The sequence below is a fragment of the Rothia sp. HMSC071C12 genome (assembly GCF_001813895.1).
GTDB lineage: Bacteria > Actinomycetota > Actinomycetes > Actinomycetales > Micrococcaceae > Rothia > Rothia mucilaginosa.
The window spans coordinates 79,394-96,948 of sequence record NZ_KV814371.1 but is presented as its reverse complement, the minus strand read 5'-3'; the positions used below and the strand labels follow the sequence as shown (position 1 = coordinate 96,948).

General features: G+C 60.0%; 9 protein-coding genes. 6 read left to right on the top strand and 3 right to left on the bottom strand.

Annotation, left to right across the window (positions count from 1 at the left end):
- Window positions 1–99 precede the first annotated feature (99 nt).
- From HMPREF2942_RS03715 to HMPREF2942_RS03705, 3 genes are all read left to right on the top strand, one after another.
- Window positions 100–1,716 carry an enoyl-CoA hydratase gene (locus HMPREF2942_RS03715; RefSeq protein ID WP_070688424.1) on the top strand — a complete coding sequence of 539 codons (1,617 nt, stop codon included), beginning with the start codon at window positions 100–102 and terminating at the stop codon, window positions 1,714–1,716.
- A 179-nt stretch (window positions 1,717–1,895) separates the two neighbouring features.
- Complete coding sequence (locus HMPREF2942_RS03710) at window positions 1,896–4,691, top strand: HtaA domain-containing protein (protein WP_070688423.1); 2,796 nt, start codon at window positions 1,896–1,898, stop codon at window positions 4,689–4,691.
- 83 nt (window positions 4,692–4,774) lie between these two features.
- Entirely contained in the window at window positions 4,775–5,515 is a 741-nt protein-coding gene (locus tag HMPREF2942_RS03705) for a sirohydrochlorin chelatase (RefSeq protein ID WP_065423850.1), read from the top strand.
- A 138-nt stretch (window positions 5,516–5,653) separates the two neighbouring features.
- Here the strand turns inward: HMPREF2942_RS03705 and nirD are convergent, their stop codons facing one another.
- Window positions 5,654–5,980, bottom strand: coding sequence for a nitrite reductase small subunit NirD (nirD, locus tag HMPREF2942_RS03700; protein WP_060824684.1), 327 nt, complete (start codon window positions 5,978–5,980; stop codon window positions 5,654–5,656).
- 546 nt (window positions 5,981–6,526) lie between these two features.
- Between nirD and nirB the strand changes: the two genes are divergently transcribed.
- Window positions 6,527–9,196: a nitrite reductase large subunit NirB gene (gene nirB / locus HMPREF2942_RS03695; protein ID WP_070688422.1), complete on the top strand. Its 2,670-nt coding sequence runs from the start codon at window positions 6,527–6,529 to the stop codon at window positions 9,194–9,196.
- A gap of 1 nt (window position 9,197) precedes the next feature.
- Window positions 9,198–10,109 (top strand): uroporphyrinogen-III C-methyltransferase, encoded by a 912-nt coding sequence (gene cobA / locus HMPREF2942_RS03690; RefSeq protein WP_070642518.1) that lies wholly within the window; start codon window positions 9,198–9,200, stop codon window positions 10,107–10,109.
- A gap of 313 nt (window positions 10,110–10,422) precedes the next feature.
- Here the strand turns inward: cobA and HMPREF2942_RS03685 are convergent, their stop codons facing one another.
- Both HMPREF2942_RS03685 and HMPREF2942_RS03680 read right to left on the bottom strand, forming a co-directional pair.
- Window positions 10,423–11,388: a DUF6318 family protein gene (locus tag HMPREF2942_RS03685; protein ID WP_070688421.1), complete on the bottom strand. Its 966-nt coding sequence runs from the start codon at window positions 11,386–11,388 to the stop codon at window positions 10,423–10,425.
- 342 nt (window positions 11,389–11,730) lie between these two features.
- Window positions 11,731–12,666: a DUF6318 family protein gene (locus HMPREF2942_RS03680; protein WP_070688420.1), complete on the bottom strand. Its 936-nt coding sequence runs from the start codon at window positions 12,664–12,666 to the stop codon at window positions 11,731–11,733.
- 1,456 nt (window positions 12,667–14,122) lie between these two features.
- On the opposite strand from HMPREF2942_RS03680, the gene ileS reads away from it, so the two are divergent.
- Window positions 14,123–17,464, top strand: a complete 3,342-nt coding sequence (gene ileS, locus HMPREF2942_RS03675; protein WP_049327276.1) for an isoleucine--tRNA ligase — start codon at window positions 14,123–14,125, stop codon at window positions 17,462–17,464.
- Window positions 17,465–17,555 lie beyond the last annotated feature (91 nt).

Below are 17,555 nucleotides of genomic sequence, written 5' to 3'. Positions count from 1 at the left end.
TACGACAAATCCGGGTGTATGGCGCTCCCGAAAGGCTCCCTGAGGCGCATGAAGAATGGGCAGTAGCACGCACAATTCCATCATGAAAAGACGCATTGCATGAGTATTTATTCAGCGAAGCACCGTATTGTCACCGCAACCGTTTTGGTTGCGGGGCTTCAGTGCGGGCTTGTTGTACCCTCTGTCGCAACGGAAGCACCCGTCACGACCCACTCTGCCGTGCAAAAAACCGCGACCTTGAACACGAACCAGGCTGAAGACAACCAGGAGACGCAGGGCGCCGCCTCCACCATCACCATGAAGGCGCAGCTCAAGGATGGTGGCTACCTTCTACGTTGGACGGGTTTCCCTGAAGATCTGGAGGCCTCCAGCGTTCTGGTTGATGTGAACTTCTACACCCCTTCCGGTGAGTATGGTGGCTCCGTTCTGGAAAGCCCGACCCTAGCTGAGGGGACCAAGGAGGGGGAGTTTCGCCTCCTGATGAGCCCGGCGACGGACTCTAACGTCGTGTACGTGATTGTTCTGGAGGATACCGCGCACGGTGTCTCCTACGAATTTTTTGTGACCGAGCGGGGGAACCGCCTGGTAGAGGCTGCTGACCCGCGCAACGGCAAAGCAAAGCCCACCGAACCTCCGGTCGATATTGAGCGTGAAGAAGCAGAAACCGCTGACGCAACTGTTACCCCAAGTCCCGAGGCGGTAAACCTGCCTTCGCCGACCGCTACGTCATCCACCGATGCGAACGGTGACGCGGTTCGCCGTACCGTAGACAACCCGCAGAACAAAGATTCTGGCCAGTACGTTATCTCCGAAGACAATAGCGTGTACGACCCGATGAACCAGCGCAAGGGCAAGGCGCACCTGTCCATTCAGGACTCGCAGGGTGACTCTCAGGATGATACGAAGCCGGTCACAGTCCGTGCCACGAACTTCCCCCAGAATGACAAGGGTTACGACCTGATCGTCATGGAAATCGACTCCAATGGCAACACCGTGGGTGACGCGCTCGCCATTGTGCACGTTGGCCCGGAATCTATTTCTGCGGGCGCTTTCGAGGCGGTGATTGGTGTGCCCGGTGCGTCCCTACAGATTGGTAGGACGTACCTGGTGGCGGCTTTTGATGCTGCCGGTGACGGTAACCTTCAGCTCAATACGGTGCGTTTTACGGTGACTCAGGCGTCTTCTGAGGGCGGTGGATCATCGTCCGGTTCTTCGTCTGTGAACGAGGAGAAACCGGTTGCTGTACCTTCCGCATCTACCTCTGAGACTGCGGACGCATCCGGCGCGAATGCACCCGCTACGGGTTCCACGTCTAAGACCCGCGGTATTCAGGCTGATACCGCCATGGCTCCGGGTACTAATGACGCCACGATTTCTATTCCGCGCGCTACCGGTAGCTCTGCCACCGCGTCTTCCTCGGCGCTGGGGTACCGCACCGGGGAGGCGCAGCCTGTTGAGGTCGCGACCCCCGAATCTAACCTACCTTCGGGTACTGATTCGGCGGCGCAGTCTCGCCGTGCCGCGATTCTGAACGGTTCTTCCTCTCAGGTTCGTACTGAGCCTGGATCGCCGAACGGTGTGAAGGCAACGGAGGCGCAGATTACCCGCAACATGGATAAGAGCTCGCCTCTTCTGCCGATTTTGGTGACCCTGGGTGGTGGCCTGATTCTGGGTGCTTTGGGCATGTCACGCATGCATACCTCGAAGAAGGATTAGTCGCGTAGGAGTTGGGGGTGGTGGCGGCCCCTGTTGCATGTTGAGGGGGTATTGCCCTGTCGGTGTGCTGTGAGATGTTTTGTCATAAAATGGCTCATTTGGTGTGTATCTTGAGAAATACTCACACTGTCGATATAGTAAGCCTGTCCTAACAGTGTCGATAGTATGGATACACACCAATGAAGATTTTCACATCTGGCACCCGCCTCTCCAAGGGAGCCTGCGCCCTCGCCGTTGCTGGCGCTGTTGCCCTGCCCCTGGCACCCGTTCTCGCCGAGAACATTAATATCGCTGCCCAGAACGTTGCCGCACAGAATGTCGCTGCAGGCGACCAGGCAACTGCTGGCGCATCCTTCGGCTGGGGCGTGCGCGCCTCCTTCCTGTCCTACAACGGTATGCCCCGCGAAATGACCGACGGCGCATCCTGGGACGCAACCGCAAAGCAGTTCACCTTCACCCCGACCTCCACCACCGTCTCTGAAGACGGCAAGCAGGTCACCCTGCAGGCTGCCGGCCGCCTCTGGTTCACCGGCCACTGCGCCGAAGGTCAGGACCCCGAAACTGGTTGCGCCCTGAACCTCACCTTCTCCAACCCCCGCGTGGAACTGAACCTCGCTGACGGCACCGGCTCCCTCTACATGACCGTGCGCACCAAGAACTACGCCTCCGGCAAGTTCGAGGGCCCCATGGAAGTCAAGATGGCGACCCTGAGCACCGGCACCGCCAAGCAGAGCGAGAAGGACGGTGTGGTCAGCATCAGCGGCATCTCCGCGAACCTGACCGCCGACGGTAACCACGCCTTCTCCGACTTCTACAACGAAGGCGCCAGCCTCGACCCGCTGAGCATCTCCTACAACGGTAGCGCAGCTAACACCCCCAAGAGCGCCTACAGCGTCGCCGAGTCCTACAACACCGGCGCGGGCGTGAGCCTGCCCCAGAACACCGCACGTCTGGGTCAGAACCACATCGTGCACGTGGCACCCCCGAGCTTCGGTGGCGACACCACCTACACCGTGCTGACCAGCTCCAACCTGAAGATGACCGACACCGGCGTCCTGAAGGCAATCAAGGGCGTTTTCGCGGTAGACGCTGACGGCAACCGCATGCTCGTCATCGGCAGCGAGACCAACAAGCCCGAGCTGTACACCGTGACCGCCGAGGGTAAGCTCGTCTCCTCCGGTACCTACTCCGACGTAGACCTCGGCGCCAACACCGTCAAGGCAATCGGCTACAACCCCGCCAACAACACCTGGGGCATCCTCAGTATTGACGGTCAGGGCGGCGGCAAGCTGACCATTATTGACGCATCCGGCAAGGCAACCTCGCAGGCTCTGCCGAAGCCCGACTCCATCGACCCGCAGGTTGTGAACGCCTACTCGCTCGACGAGTACTACGGCGACTCGTTCTCCAACAACACCGTGACCCTCGCGCCGCTGCCCGACGGCAGCTTCGTGTACGCGCCGTCGACCTCCATCTACGATGCGGCCGGCGAAAAGGTGGTTCAGAAGGGTCACCTGCTGCACATGAGCAGCAACGGCGTGTCCCTGGTGCCGAACTCCTCGCCCGAGGGGTACACCACCGCCCTGCCCTCGACCCTGGTTAGCCCCAAGGGCTACATTTACCGTTGGAACAACTGGTACGGCGGTAAGGTGCAGATCCTCAAGTACGAGAACGGCACTTTCAGCGTGGTCCGCGAGTCCGCAACTCTTGAGGGCTTCGAGAAGACCGAGGTTGCCACCATGTTCCTGACCCGCGCGGGTAACGTGGTCGTGGTGGACGCATCCGGCTCCCGCCTGGTGTTCATGGATGACAACCTGAACAAGGTGAACGAGGTGGTGCTCTCCTCGATGCGCAAGACCGACAAGAGCGGCGGCTACAACGCTCTCGAGCTGCCCAACGGCGATATTATCTACCCGACCAGCTTCGAGAACCCGAACACCTATGAGGATCAGCTGTGGCTGAACCGCCTGGCAGCGAACTCGGCACCGACCCCGGCACCCGAGCCGACCAAGGCACCTGAACCGACTAAGGCACCTGAGCCGACTAAGTCTGCTGAGCCTACCGTGGCACCGACTGCTGAGCCGACCGTCGCGCCTTCTGCTGAGCCTTCTGCTGAGCCTACCGTGACTGCGGAGCCGACTGTTGCTCCGACCGAGGCGCCGACCGCAGAGCCCACTAAGTCCGCTGAGCCGACTGTTGCGCCCACCGAGGCACCCTCTGCTGAGCCGACCGTTGCTCCCACCGCTGAGCCGACTGCGGAGCCTTCTGCTACTGCAGAACCTTCTGTCACCGCAGAACCGACTGCTGAGCCGACCGTGGAACCCTCTGCAACCGCTGAGCCCAGCGTGACCGCAGAACCCACCACAGCACCTTCGGAAGAGCCCACCTCGCCGTCTCTGCCGACCGCATCCGTGGCTCCTTCTGTAGCCCCGAGTGCTTCTGCAACTCCGAGCGCATCGGTGAGCGCTTCCCCGACCGCGGTTCCGAGCGTTCCCGCTGTGACCCCCTCGGTGAGCGCGTCTGCATCCGCTAGCGCGTCTGCTTCTTCGAGCGCTTCTGCGAGCGCATCGAGCTCCGCAAGCAGCTCCAGCAGCGCATCGGTGACCGCATCGGCTAGCGAGTCTGCATCTGCGAGTGCATCCGCGTCCGCGAGCGCTTCCGCAAGTGAGTCTGCATCCGCGAGCGCTTCTGCTTCTGAGAGCAGCACCGCTGACCAGAACGCAGCCGGCCACAAGGGTGGCTCCAACGGCGGTTCTGACGCAGGTTCCGGCGCCTCCGACAACTTGGGTGTGAGCGGCTCCAACGGCGGTTCCTCTAACGGTGGTTCTTCCGCAGGTGGTTCCTCGACCTCCGGTAGCTCCTCCTCGAAGCTGGCACAGACCGGCGCATCCGGCGCTATGTTCGCAGCAGCAGCTGGTGCTATCACCCTGGCTGCAGGTACCGCACTGGTCGTGGCACGCCGCCGCAAGAGCTAAAATTTAGCCTTCGTGCAACACCCCGTTTCGTCACTCGTGTTCATGAGTGGGGAAGCGGGGTGTTCCTTTCATACAATGGAAATATGACTATTCTGAATGTAATCGCAACCTCGCACGGCACCGACTCGGTCGCCGGTCGCGAGGCTATTACGCTGATTCGTGAGCAGATCAAGTTCCTGCTCGCGCAGCGTAACGACGGCGTGGAGTACCGTATCCACGCCGCATATGTGGATGTGGAATCTCCCAGCGTTGATGATGCCGCAGCCTCTCTGCCCAATGATGAGCCCTGCGTGATCGTGCCGATTCTGCTGTCGACCGGTTTCCACACTCAGGTGGATTTGCGCCGTGCCGCACGCAATAGCGGTATTGAGCGTATTAGTATTGGCGAGTCTCTGGGCCCGGATGCGCGCCTTGCCGCACTGACCCGCGCCCGCTTGGAAGAGGCTGGTTGGACTCCCGGCGACGGCCCTGTTGTGCAGGGTGCTGCGGGTTCTTCTCGTGCTGATGGTCGCGCGGACATGAGCCGTGCCGCTGAGCTGCTGGCTGAGGAACTGAACACCCCGGTGCATCACGGCTTCGTTGCCGCTATCGATCCGAAGTTCCACGAGGTGGTTGCTGAGCATCAGCCTAAGTTTGCTGCAACCTACCTTCTAGCGGAGGGTTTCTTCGCCGGTAAGATGCGCCGTGATGCTGAGTCGACCGGTGTGCCGGTGAAGGTTGCCTCGCCGCTGGTGAACGCGCAGGGTGGTGCTTCTGCTGCCGTGGTGGCGGAGTGCTTTATTGACCGCATGGATGCCGCTATTGCCCAGCTGGATGCCGCCTAGATGACTTAAAATCAGGCTAGTGCGCTCGCTGTTCACTCACCTGATTCGGGGCTTCTGAAAATCCATACAAAAAACCTCGGGACGTTATGTTCCCGAGGTTTTTTGTGTTGCTGTGTTTGAGTTGTGAAGTGTGAGTGTTTAGGCGGTCTTGAGGTAGACGTCGCCGTCGCGGACCTCTACGGGGTAGACCTTGATGGAGTAGGAGGGGTCGGAGAGGCACTCGCCGGTGGTCAGATCGTAGACCTCCTTGTAGAGGGGGGAGGTGATGGTGGGGTTGCCGTTCTTCTCGCCGACGATGCCGCGTGCGAGGACCAGCGCCTGGCTGTGCGGGTCGAGGTGGTCGCTGGCGAAGATGCCGTGCTTGGTCTTGTAGATGGCGTACTGGTAGCCGTCGACCAGGGCGACTTCACCCCAGTTTTCTTCGAGGTCAGATTCGGCGCAGATGCGTACCCAATTCTCAGCCATGAGGGTTTCCTTTCGAAGTGGTGGTCTGCGCCGCGCGGGGTGCAGGACACAATAGCGGTTCGTGTGTTCTTTGTTTGGAGTTTACCTTATGAAACCCACATTTGGAAATGGGGCACGCGGAGGGTGCTAAAGGTTATTTTTACCCTAAAAAGACGACCTTGAATTTTGTAGATTAGCCTTACCTAATTTAATTTCAGGTAAGGTAAGAATACCCTATTTCAGCCCGATATTCCGCGGATTTTTTAGAAAATTTTCCCAAAAAATGCGGATTTTCGATGCCTCGACCCCGCGCTAGAGTGTACGATAAAAGTCGTAGTTTAAAACGCCTTTTGACTGCCTGAAGAAAACAACATAATCCCACACAAAAATGTTTCGTAATTTTCAGATGCATTCTAAAGAAGCGGGTGCTTCAACTACTCGGTACGCATCAGGTACGAGCCCAACGGTACGGAAACTAGGAGTTCCAATGCTGGGCACGATCCAGTCGCACACTGAGGGTAGATAAGTGCCATGAACTACCTGCATTACAACTAGGAAGGAAAATCCATGTCGCACACTCCCCGCAACATTCTCGTTGTCGGCGCAGGCCCCGCTGCGTGGCGTTTTGTACGCGCGTACCACGAAGGCGCTGAAGCTGCCGGTCGCGCAGCGGACACCATCACCGTCCTCAACGACGAGCCCTACATCCCCTACGACCGCGTTGCTATCGAGAAGATTTTCAAGGACACCGAGAAGGACCTGACCCTCGGTGATCCCGAACTGTGGAATGCAGAGAACATCAACCTGGTCAACAACTGCCACGCAGAGAAGCTTGACCGCACCCGCCGCGTTGTTACCGACACCGAGGGCAACGAGTACCCCTATGACGTGCTGGTCTTCGCAACCGGTTCCCGCGCGGTTCGTATCCCCATTCTTAACTCGGACGCCGCACACGTCTTCCGCACCATTGACGACGTGAAGAACATGGTCTCCGAGGTCAAGCGCCTGCAGTCCACCCTCGGCCGCGCACCCCGCGGTGTCGTCGTCGGTGGCGGTCTGCTCGGCCTCGAAGCAGCTGAGGGTCTGAAGGACCTGGGCGCAGAGCCCACCATCCTGGACGTGGCACCCTGGCTGCTCTCCGTTGAGGTTGACCAGGGCGGCGGTTACGCCGTGAACGCCCAGATTAAGGCAACCGGCATTGACATTGAGACCGGCGTGTACATCTCCGGTATCAACAAGGACGCTGACGGCAACGTCGTCTCCGTCTCCATCGCAGATTCTCCTTCTGAGGATGCAGAAATCCGCACCCTGCCCGCCGACATGGTGGTCTTCGGTGCTGGTATTCGCCCCAACGACGAGCTGGCACGCGACGCTGACCTGGCACTGGGTGAGCGCGGCGGTATTCTCGTCAACGACGCATGCCACTCCTCCGACGAGCACATTTGGGCTATCGGTGAGGTTGCCTGCGTGCTGGGCCGCACCTGGGGCCTGGTCGCACCGGCTAACGCTATGGCTGACGCTGTGGCAGCTAACCTGCTCAACGACAACGAAGAAGCTCAGGTTGAAGAGTTCGACATCGCAACCAAGCTGAAGTTCTCCGGCGTTCAGGTTGCCGGCTTCGGTGATCGCCGAGGTACCACCGAGGGTTGCCTCGAGGTTCTGTTCGCAGACCCCGCACGCGGCATGTACCAGAAGATCGTGACCAGCGGCGACGCAAAGACCCTGCTCGGTGGCGTGTTCGTCGGTGACACCGCTCCCTTCGACTCCCTGAAGCCCCTGCTCGGTCGCGAACTGCCCGCTGAGCCGAACGTCTACCTGACCGCAGCTGGCGGCGGCGACGGCATCCCCGACACCGAACTGCCCGACGACGCAATCCTGTGTTCCTGCAACAACATCAGCTTCGGCGCTGTCCGCGAGGCTATCGTTGACGGCAACCACGATGTTGCATCGCTGAAGTCCTGCACCACCGCGGGTACCCAGTGTGGTTCCTGTGTCCCGATGCTGCAGAAGACTCTGGAACAGCAGATGAAGAAGATGGGTCTGACCGTCTCCAAGGCACTGTGTGAGCACTTCGACTTCTCCCGTGCAGAGCTGGCTGAGGCTGTGCGCCTGACCAGCCTGGACGACTTCGACTCCGTGCTGGCACGCTTCGGCCGCGGTGGCGACGGCTGTGCTATCTGTAAGCCGACCGTTGCATCGATTCTCTCCTCCTTCCGCAACTCCTACGTCCTGGACGCAGGCCGCGGTGGTATTCAGGAGACCAACGACCGCGCACTGGCGAACATGCAGAAGAACGGTACCTACTCCGTCGTTCCGCGTATTCCTGCAGGTGAGATTCCCGCTAAGAAGCTGGGTGTTATTGCAGAGGTCGCTGACGAGTTCGGCCTGTACGTGAAGATCACCGGTGCACAGCGTATCGGTATGTTCGGTGCTCGCCTGGAGCAGCTGCCCTACATTTGGGAGCGCCTGGTGGATGCCGGCTTCGAGTCCGGTCAGGCATACGGTAAGTCCCTGCGTAACGTGAAGTCCTGCATGGGTTCGACCTGGTGCCGCTTCGGTGTTCAGGACTCGACCGGCATGGCAGTCAAGCTCGAGAACCGTTACCGCGGTCTGCGTTCCCCGCACAAGTTCAAGTTCGGTGTTTCCGGTTGTAACCGTGAATGTGCTGAGGCACAGGGCAAGGACGTTGGTCTGATTGCAACCACCAACGGCTGGAACCTGTACCTGGGCGGTAACGGTGGTGCGAACCCCGCTCACGGTCGCCTCTTCGTCAAGGACGCCTCCAGCGAGGACATCATCCGCTACATTGACCGCTACCTGATGTACTACATCCGTACCGCGGACAAGCTGCAGCGTACCGCTCGCTGGCTTGAGGATCTGGATGAGGAGCACGGCGACGGTCTGGCACACCTGCAGTCGGTCCTCATTGAGGACTCCCTGGGCGTGTGCGAGGACCTGGAGCGCGACATGCAGCGTCACGTTGACTCCTACGAGGACGAGTGGGCAGCAACCCTGCGCGACGAGCGCCGCCTGCGCCGTTTCCGCGCCTTCATTAACGAGCCCAACGGCAGCGACGAGGGTTCGCACCTGTACGTGCTGGAGCGCGAGCAGATTCGCCCCGCAACCCCCGAGGAAATTGCGGCGGCAGAAGCTGGCGAGTCCAACACCGTCCTGCTGACCGGTGCCAAGATTCCCGTGGGCAAGCCCAGTGACCTCAACCCGGTCCCGGCAGCGTAGTATGTGCCCGAAGATTCCTCCGTTCCCGCCCCGCGAGTTCGCCACTATTGACGAAATCCTCGCGGGCGGGGCGCCCGGGCACACCCTGGACGATAGCGTGACGGAACGCGGCATCCTTCTGCCCGGCGAGCCTGCTGAGAACCCCGGCAAGGTCTACATTGTGGGTGGCGGCCCCGGTGCCGCTGACCTGCTGACCCTGCGTGCGGCACGTGCCCTGAGTGAGGCGGACGTGGTTCTTCTGGATCACCTCGCCCCGCAGGAGTACGGTGAGTACGCGCCGAACGCCCTCATTGTTGATGTGGGCAAGGTTCCCGGTAAGCACGCTGTTCCGCAGTCCCGCATTCAGCAGCTCATGATTGATTACGCGCTTTCGGGTAAGACCGTGGTGCGTTTGAAGGGTGGCGACCCGTACGTGTACGGTCGCGGTGCTGAAGAGCTGGATGCGTGCATCGCCGCAGGCCTGGAGGCTGAGGTCATCCCCGGCATTACCAGCGCTATCGCGGTTCCTGCGCGTGCGGCGATTCCGGTGACCCTGCGTAAGGTATCCTCGATTTTCACCGTCATTTCTGGTCACTCCGGCCTGTCGGAGACCGAAGTGTCGGCGGTTGAGGCGACCCTGCGTGCCCAGGGCACCGTGGTGCTGCTGATGGGCGTTCGTACCCTGCCCGATACGGTGGCGTCTCTGCTCTCTCGTGGGATTGAGGCTGACACGCCGCTGGCAACCATTGAGAACGGTTTCTCTGAGAAGGAGCGCGTGACTGTCACGACCCTTGAGAACGCTCAGGTAGATTGCGCATCGGTTAGGGCGCCGGCTATTACCGTCATCGGTGAGGTCGTGCATTATGCTCGCGATGATCAGAACCGCTTTGTGAGCGAGGTTCACGAGCGTCTGCGTGAGCGTTCCACCTCCTAGAGGTGGTGCGCTAGATAGCGCGGTGCGTTAGATAATATTGCGCAGCCCCGCATCCTTGGTTTTTCCTAGTTGCCAAGGAGCGGGGCTGTTGCTGTGCCTGCTGTTATTGCTGTGCGTGCAGATGCTAGATGTTGGGCGGCTGAGGCGCTCGCAGGCGGAGTAGCGCCGGGAATGCCGCGGCGCAAAAACAGCGTCAAAAAAACATATGAAAGCGGGGCGGGTATCAGTTGATACCCGCCCCGCTTTCGTCAGGGGTATTGCTCTCAGAGCCTAGTCTCGGAGCTTAGAGTCTCAAATCCTAGAGCCTCAGAGCCTAGACCTTGAAATCGCTGCTGCTACCGGAGCTAGAGCCACCGGAGCTGCCGGAGCCGCCACCGCTAGACTTGCTTGCAGAAGCAGAGGGACCCTCAAAGACCTTGCGGAATTGGTCGCTGTACTCCGACACGAAGTACTCGCGGCTGGTCACACGCCACTTGCCCTCGGCGTACACCACGTAGATCACGACTTCCAGGGTGCTTGCCTTCTGAGGCTCACCCGTGCCCTTCTGGTAGATGGTGTATTCCTTGACGACATCCCGGCAGGGGAACGCCACAACAGCCAAATCGGAAGAGGCAAGAGCCTTCGCATCCTTGTCATCACGGATGCTCAGCTTGCTCTCGTAGTCCTTAGTCCAACCGCCCGCAGCGTAGAGCTTAGCAATAGCCTTCAGGTTGTTGACCAGGCCGCTGTCAGCGCCGTGGACCAGACCCTTGAGGTACTGCAGATCGCCGCTGTACATCGCGGCAATGTACGCGCTCTGGTAAGCAGCCAGGGTCTTGTAGGCGCCTTCGAGGCTGACGGTACGCTGAGCCACCGTATCAATGACCGGGATCGGGACGTTCTTCGCGGGGGAGGTGTCGGTCGGCTCAACATAGTGCGCAATGGCGGGCTTGTACTCGTACTTGACGTCGCCAATGTACTTCTTATAGTCCTTCAAGAACTCGTCGGACGGAATAATCTTCGCGCTACTACGGCTTGACGAAGACGAAGACGAAGCGGATGCCGAAGCCGAGGCAGACTCAGAAGGCGAAGCCGACGCAGACGCCGAGGGGGAGGCGGAGGCGCTCGGGGAACCGGAGAAAGTATCGCCGGTACCGGTGGGGCGAATATCCTTGTTGAAGGCGCATCCTGCCAGGGCGAAAGCGCCGGCGGTCAGACCGCCAAAAAGAACGGTGCGGCGGGTCAATCCGTTTCGGTCGTTAGCAGAGAAGTTGGTGTGTGCACTCGGCCGGAAGGACATGGTATCTCCTGAAAGTGGTTGATCGAGGTAGCTCGCTTCACAACGCTGTGATGCGTACGAAAGGATCCGCCTCATCGTTTTTGTATGGTGCTCGGTACAGGGGGGGGTACCGGGATACGGGTGTGCCGGAGCGTGAACTGCGGCGGTATGAAGTATCCACTTCTTACTATAGAAGACTGGTTTTAAAACTTCGTCAAAAAACCCTGAACATTGTCTTTAAGACGCAATAACCCAAAGTCGGTGAGGTGCAGGGGGACCGTGCCTCAACGACTTTGGGCTAGTGCGTATGAAATTGATGAAACGGGGCTAGTTTAGACCGCGCCGGACTATGCGCATGCAGATTTAGACCTTAGTGGAGCCTCGGCCCGAGGACGAAGAACCGCTAGAACCTGCGGAACTGGAACCAGCTGAACTAGAAGAGTCGGAAGAGCCCTTGCCGCCATTCAGACGCTCGTTCAGATAATCGTTGCCGATTCGCCACCACTTACCCTCGGTGTAGAGCATCACGTGCGGAATGGCTACCTGGGTAATTGCCGGTATCTTGCGTTCGGTGCCGTCCGGCTGATGGATGGCGGTGGCAGAATACTTGGCGTCCATCATGATTTCTACGTAGCCGTCACCGTTCTTCAGGGCGGTTCGAGGCTCCGTATTCCGCATGGAAATGCTGCACGTGAAGTCCATGTACCAGCCGTTCTGCTCATACAGTTCCTTGACCGCCTTGACCTCATCAATGGCGCTCTTGTCTGCCGGGTAGGTCAGCTCAATCGCCTGATCCGCGTAGTGGCCATCCTTGAGTGCGGTGATCTGAGCACTGTAGTAGGCACGCAACGTCTCGTAGGCGCCCTGGAAGGTCGGTTCTTCACGGTGCGGAACGGTCTTGAGGGGCTTAGGTACGTTCTTCGCAGGGGAAGAATCCGTTGCGGGCTGGTACTCGCCCATGTATTCACCGGTCAGCTTCAGGGGACCGGGGTACTTTTCCCAACCCTCAACGAGTGCATCCTTAGATACGGGTACGCGTGCCGCGCTGGACGAGCTGCTCCTAGCGCTTGCTGATGCGGTCGCCGAAGCAGACTGTGAAGCAGACGGTGAACTAGATGCAGAAGCGGAAGCGCTCGCGGAAGGGGTGGGGGAGCCTACCTTAGCTTTTGCTTCTTCGCTCAGCGGGCGAATATCGGAGGCGCAACCGGTCATGAGGGAAACCGCGCCACCGAGCAGCAGAGTACGGCGGCTCATAAGGCGGGAAACGGCGGAACGGGTGCTCGAAGAGGGTGAGAGCATCGGTGAACTCCTTGATTATTCCCGAGGCGGGCTCGGGGCACCCGGCGGCGGGCGCGTGGTTGTATGGCGTGTTGGGTGAGGTCGTGAAAGGGGTGAAAACTTCGGGTAGATGCCGTGGTTTCAGACCCTGTCCGGAAGTGACCTCGGGCGTACCTCACGCAGTGGGCGAGGGGTACTGGTGAACTCATCTTTGAGATTGCTGTGGTCGCGCCCCGGTGAGAGGGCAGATGCTATCGAATCTTCATTGATGTGTTGCACGATTCATTTTAGACTATTTTGAGCTCAAAATGCACGAAAATACACCTTAGTAATCTCTGTGAGTCTATGGATCACTCAAGATATCAATCACCGTAAAGTATTGTGACTATGCTCTGTCGATGGGGAGCTATTTGATGGGAGTGGGCGCTTCGGTGAGAGGCGGCACGTATGTTAAATTAAGTGATTTCAATCATATTTATGGCCTAAAAAACGAAAGAGCCTCGTCCCAGTGTTTGCAAAAAATGGGGGATAGGGGAGGGATTGGCTCAACCTTCTGGTTGTGAGGAGGCCTTCAGTAGTTCAGGAGAAATACCCGATTCAACAAGGGGAAACCCGCTCAACAATTCCCAAATATGCACTCTATTCACCCGCTATGCATTGCTGAATCATTCAGAAAAACCGGTTCCCACACGGGGTGTTGAAGAGATGAAAACGTGCAGGGGTGAATATCTAGTGGAATTACATCGGTGTTCACCCCATATCTTGTGGTTGCACTGACTGCAATCCCATGGGCTCCCACGAAAAAATCGAAACCCACTTAAAGCAACACCGGGGGAATGCAAAAACATACATCCTTAAACACGCCCGAGCGTGGGGTGAGGCAAGACCCCTTAAGCCCCCTACTCGCTCTAAATATCGCCGAACGAAGAACCATTCTGTTTTGTGTCCCCGGCATCGGCGCATCTGAATAGTACTGTTCAAACCCACACCCCGCGGGGTTGCATACAGGCACAAAAGCCACATAAACTATTAGTGTTTGCAACGACCCGGCCATCACCGGCGAGCAATTCGGAAGAACGGACCGCACCTGCGGGCACCCGCCAATCGCTGCGGCGAGGGTGTCTTAGCGGAAGAGATGTAGTCCCAGTAGAACCGGACGGTTAAGCCCGATATAGCTGTAATAAGCGACTGATACCCGCCCAACGCGCCGCTCTTCCGGTGGCTAGGTATCGCGGACACGCGACACCCCGCTAGCCCCGGGAGGGTTCGGTGCGTTGAGCTGTTAAATCAGTAAGCAAGGTGGTACCGCGCCGCATCCCGACCCCCGGCACAACCCGGGCAAGTCAGCGATGCCTAGGCGTCCTTGCACCCGTCATGTCAATCCTCACCCGCTGAAACGGTGCGGACGACGAGTGCTACGTACCCTGTCGCCCCAACCTCTCAGCGTTGAGAACAACAGATAAGGGCGCACAAACACATGTCCCATGTTTACCCCAAGGCGAGCGCCTTCGAAGCCGCAGGAAGCGGCGTCACCGCATCGCCCAAGTTCCCCGCACTCGAAGAGGCAGTCCTCGACTACTGGAAGAAGGACAACACCTTCTCCGCATCCGTTGAGAACCGCCCCGCAGGCGAAAACGGCGAAAACGAATTCGTCTTCTACGACGGCCCTCCCTTCGCTAACGGCCTGCCCCACTACGGCCACCTGCTCACCGGCTACGCCAAGGACCTCGTCGCACGCTACCAGACCCAGCGCGGCCACAAGGTAGAACGCCGCTTCGGCTGGGACACCCACGGCCTGCCCGCAGAACTCGAGGCAATGAAGCAGCTCGGCATGACCGACAAGCGCGAAATCCTCGAAATGGGCATCGACAACTTCAACGACGCTGCCCGCGCATCCGTGCTCAAGTACACCAACGAGTGGGAAAAGTACGTCACCCGCCAGGCACGCTGGGTCGACTTCGAAAACGACTACAAGACCCTGAACGTCGAGTACATGGAGTCCGTCATCTGGGCGTTCAAGCGCCTCTACGATAAGGGCCTGACCTACCAGGGCTTCCGCGTGCTGCCCTACTGCTGGAAGGACGAGACCCCCCTCTCCAACCACGAGCTGCGCATGGACGACGACGTGTACAAGGACCGCCAGGACCAGACCGTCACCGTCGCATTCCGCCTCACCGCAGACACCGCCCTTGGTGCTGACGAGAAGGTCGCCGCAGAACTCGACGGCGTCGAAGCACTCGCATGGACCACCACCCCCTGGACCCTGCCCACCAACCAGGCGCTCGCCGTCGGACCCGAGATTGAATACTCCGTTGTACCCGGTGCAGGCAAGTTCGAGGGCCGCTCCTTCCTAATCGCCTCCGACCTGCTCGGCTCCTACGCTAAGGACCTCGGCTACGAAGGCGACCAGCCCGAAAAGGACGCAGACGCAGCCGTCACCGCACGCTACACCGGCTCCCAGCTCGAGCACGTGCGCTACACCCCGCTGTGGGACTACTTCGCAGACGCCGAAAAGTGGGGCACCGAAACCTCCTGGCAGATCCTCGTCGCCGACTACGTCACCACCGGTGACGGTACCGGTATCGTCCACCAGGCACCCGCCTACGGTGAAGACGACCAGAAGGTCTGTGAAGGCTACGGCATCCCCGTGATCCTCTCCCTCGACGAAGGCGCAAAGTTCCTGAACCTCTTCGCCGAGCCCACCGCCTCCGGCTCTACCGCTCTGGCTGAGATTGCAGGCGTGCAGGCATTCGACGCGAACCGCACCATCATCAACGCCCTCAAGGCAGACGATGTGCTGATCCGCGAGAAGTCCTACGTGCACTCCTACCCGCACTGCTGGCGCTGCCGCACCCCGCTCATCTACCGTGCAATCACCTCCTGGTACGTGAAGGTCACCGACTTCAAGGACCGCATGTACGAGCTGAACAAGCAGATCAACTGGATCCCGGAAAACGTGAAGTACGGCCAGTTCGGCAAGTGGGTTGAGAACGCACGCGACTGGTCCATCTCCCGTAACCGCTTCTGGGGCTCCCCGATCCCCGTGTGGGTTTCGGACGACCCGAACTACCCGCGCATGGACGTGTACGGCTCCCTCGAAGAGCTCAAGGCAGACTTCGGCCGCCTGCCCCTGAACAAGGACGGCGAACCCGACCTGCACCGCCCGTACATTGACGAGCTGACCCGCCCGAACCCGGACGACCCGACCGGCAAGTCCACCATGCGCCGCGTGGAAGACGTGCTCGACGTCTGGTTCGACTCCGGCTCCATGCCCTACGCGCAGGTGCACTACCCCTTCGAGAACCAGGAATGGTTCGAGAACCACTACCCGGCAGATTTCATCGTCGAGTACATCGGTCAGACCCGCGGCTGGTTCTACGTGCTGCACGTACTGGCGACCGCGCTCTTCGACCGCCCCGCGTTCAAGAACGTCATCAGCCACGGTATCGTGCTCGGCTCGGACGGTCAGAAGATGTCCAAGTCCCTGCGTAACTACCCGGACGTCTCCGAGGTCCTCGACCGCGACGGCTCCGACGCAATGCGCTGGTTCCTGATGTCCTCCCCGATCCTGCGTGGCGGCAACCTGATCGTGACCGAGCAGGGCATCCGCGAGGGTGTTCGCCAGGTCATGCTGCCGCTGTGGAACGTCTACCACTTCTTCGCCCTGTACGCTAACGCCGCCAACAACGGTGAAGGCTACAGCGCAAAGCTCAAGTACGACTCGCAGCACGTGATGGACCGTTTCATCCTCGGCAAGACCCGCGAACTCATCGAGCAGGTCACCGCAGCGATGGACTCCTACGACATCTGGAACGCCTGCGAATCCCTGCGCCAGTACGCCGACGCACTGACCAACTGGTACGTGCGCCGCTCCCGCGAGCGCTTCTTCAACGAAGACACCGACGCATTCGACACCCTCTACACCGCACTGGTGACCGTGTCGAAGGTCGCCGCATCCCTGCTGCCGCTCAGCAGCGAGGAAATCTACCGCGGCCTCACCGGTGAACGCTCCGTGCACCTGGCTGACTGGCCCGAGGCATCCGCTTTCGCTGATGAGTCCGACCTGCTGGCTCTCATGCAGACCGTGCGTGAGGTCTGCTCCGCCGGTTCGGCACTGCGCAAGGAGAAGAAGATCCGCGTGCGCCAGCCGCTGCAGAAGATGACCGTGGCGATCGCACCCGAGCAGTTCGCTGCGCTGGGTACCGCTTTCGGCGAGAAGGGCGCGGAGTACTTCGCGAACATCGTCGAGGACGAGCTGAACCTGCGCCAGGTGGAGCTGGTCAGCGCCGACACCGTCGACCCCGCCGACTACGGCATCTCCCAGCAGCTGAAGGTCAACGCACGTGCGGCAGGTCCGCGCCTGGGCAAGCAGGTGCAGGTTGCCATTAAGGCATCCAAGTCCGGTGACTGGGCCGTGACCGAGGACGGTACCGTCCTGGTCGGCGTGGCAGCTCTGGACGGCGGCCTGGCTCTGGAAGAGGGCGAATACGAGCTGGCAACCGTGGTTGCCGCTGACGCTGAGGGTGCTGAGCACACTGCGGCTGCGGTTCTGCCCGGCGGCTTCCTGGTCCTCAACATTGAGCTGACCGACGAGCTGGTTGCCGAAGGTATCGCCCGCGATACCATCCGCGCTATTCAGCAGGCACGTAAGGACGCCGACCTGAACGTTGCGGACCGCATCAACCTGAGCATCGCGGCACCGGAGGAAACTCTGGCAGCTCTGCGCACCAACGAAGCACTGGTGACCGGCGAAACCCTCGCCGTGTCCCTGCAGCTGAGCGAAGCAGCCGAGCTGAGCATTAGCGTAGCCAAGGCATAAAACGCCTGAACCGTACGGCCGTCCCGCCCCCTTGATTGGGCGGGGCGGCCCGTCGTCTATCCCGCCGCACGGTTATCCTGCCGCACGGTGG

Excerpts from the sequence above, each read along its gene's own strand:
- HMPREF2942_RS03715 (WP_070688424.1), top strand. The coding sequence starts at position 100 with ATGAGTATTTATTCAGCGAAGCACCGTATTGTCACCGCAACCGTTTTG.
- HMPREF2942_RS03710 (WP_070688423.1), top strand. The coding sequence starts at position 1,896 with ATGAAGATTTTCACATCTGGCACCCGCCTCTCCAAGGGAGCCTGCGCC.
- HMPREF2942_RS03705 (WP_065423850.1), top strand. The coding sequence starts at position 4,775 with ATGACTATTCTGAATGTAATCGCAACCTCGCACGGCACCGACTCGGTC.
- nirD (WP_060824684.1), bottom strand. The coding sequence starts at position 5,980 with ATGGCTGAGAATTGGGTACGCATCTGCGCCGAATCTGACCTCGAAGAA.
- nirB (WP_070688422.1), top strand. The coding sequence starts at position 6,527 with ATGTCGCACACTCCCCGCAACATTCTCGTTGTCGGCGCAGGCCCCGCT.
- cobA (WP_070642518.1), top strand. The coding sequence starts at position 9,198 with ATGTGCCCGAAGATTCCTCCGTTCCCGCCCCGCGAGTTCGCCACTATT.
- HMPREF2942_RS03685 (WP_070688421.1), bottom strand. The coding sequence starts at position 11,388 with ATGTCCTTCCGGCCGAGTGCACACACCAACTTCTCTGCTAACGACCGA.
- HMPREF2942_RS03680 (WP_070688420.1), bottom strand. The coding sequence starts at position 12,666 with ATGCTCTCACCCTCTTCGAGCACCCGTTCCGCCGTTTCCCGCCTTATG.
- ileS (WP_049327276.1), top strand. The coding sequence starts at position 14,123 with ATGTCCCATGTTTACCCCAAGGCGAGCGCCTTCGAAGCCGCAGGAAGC.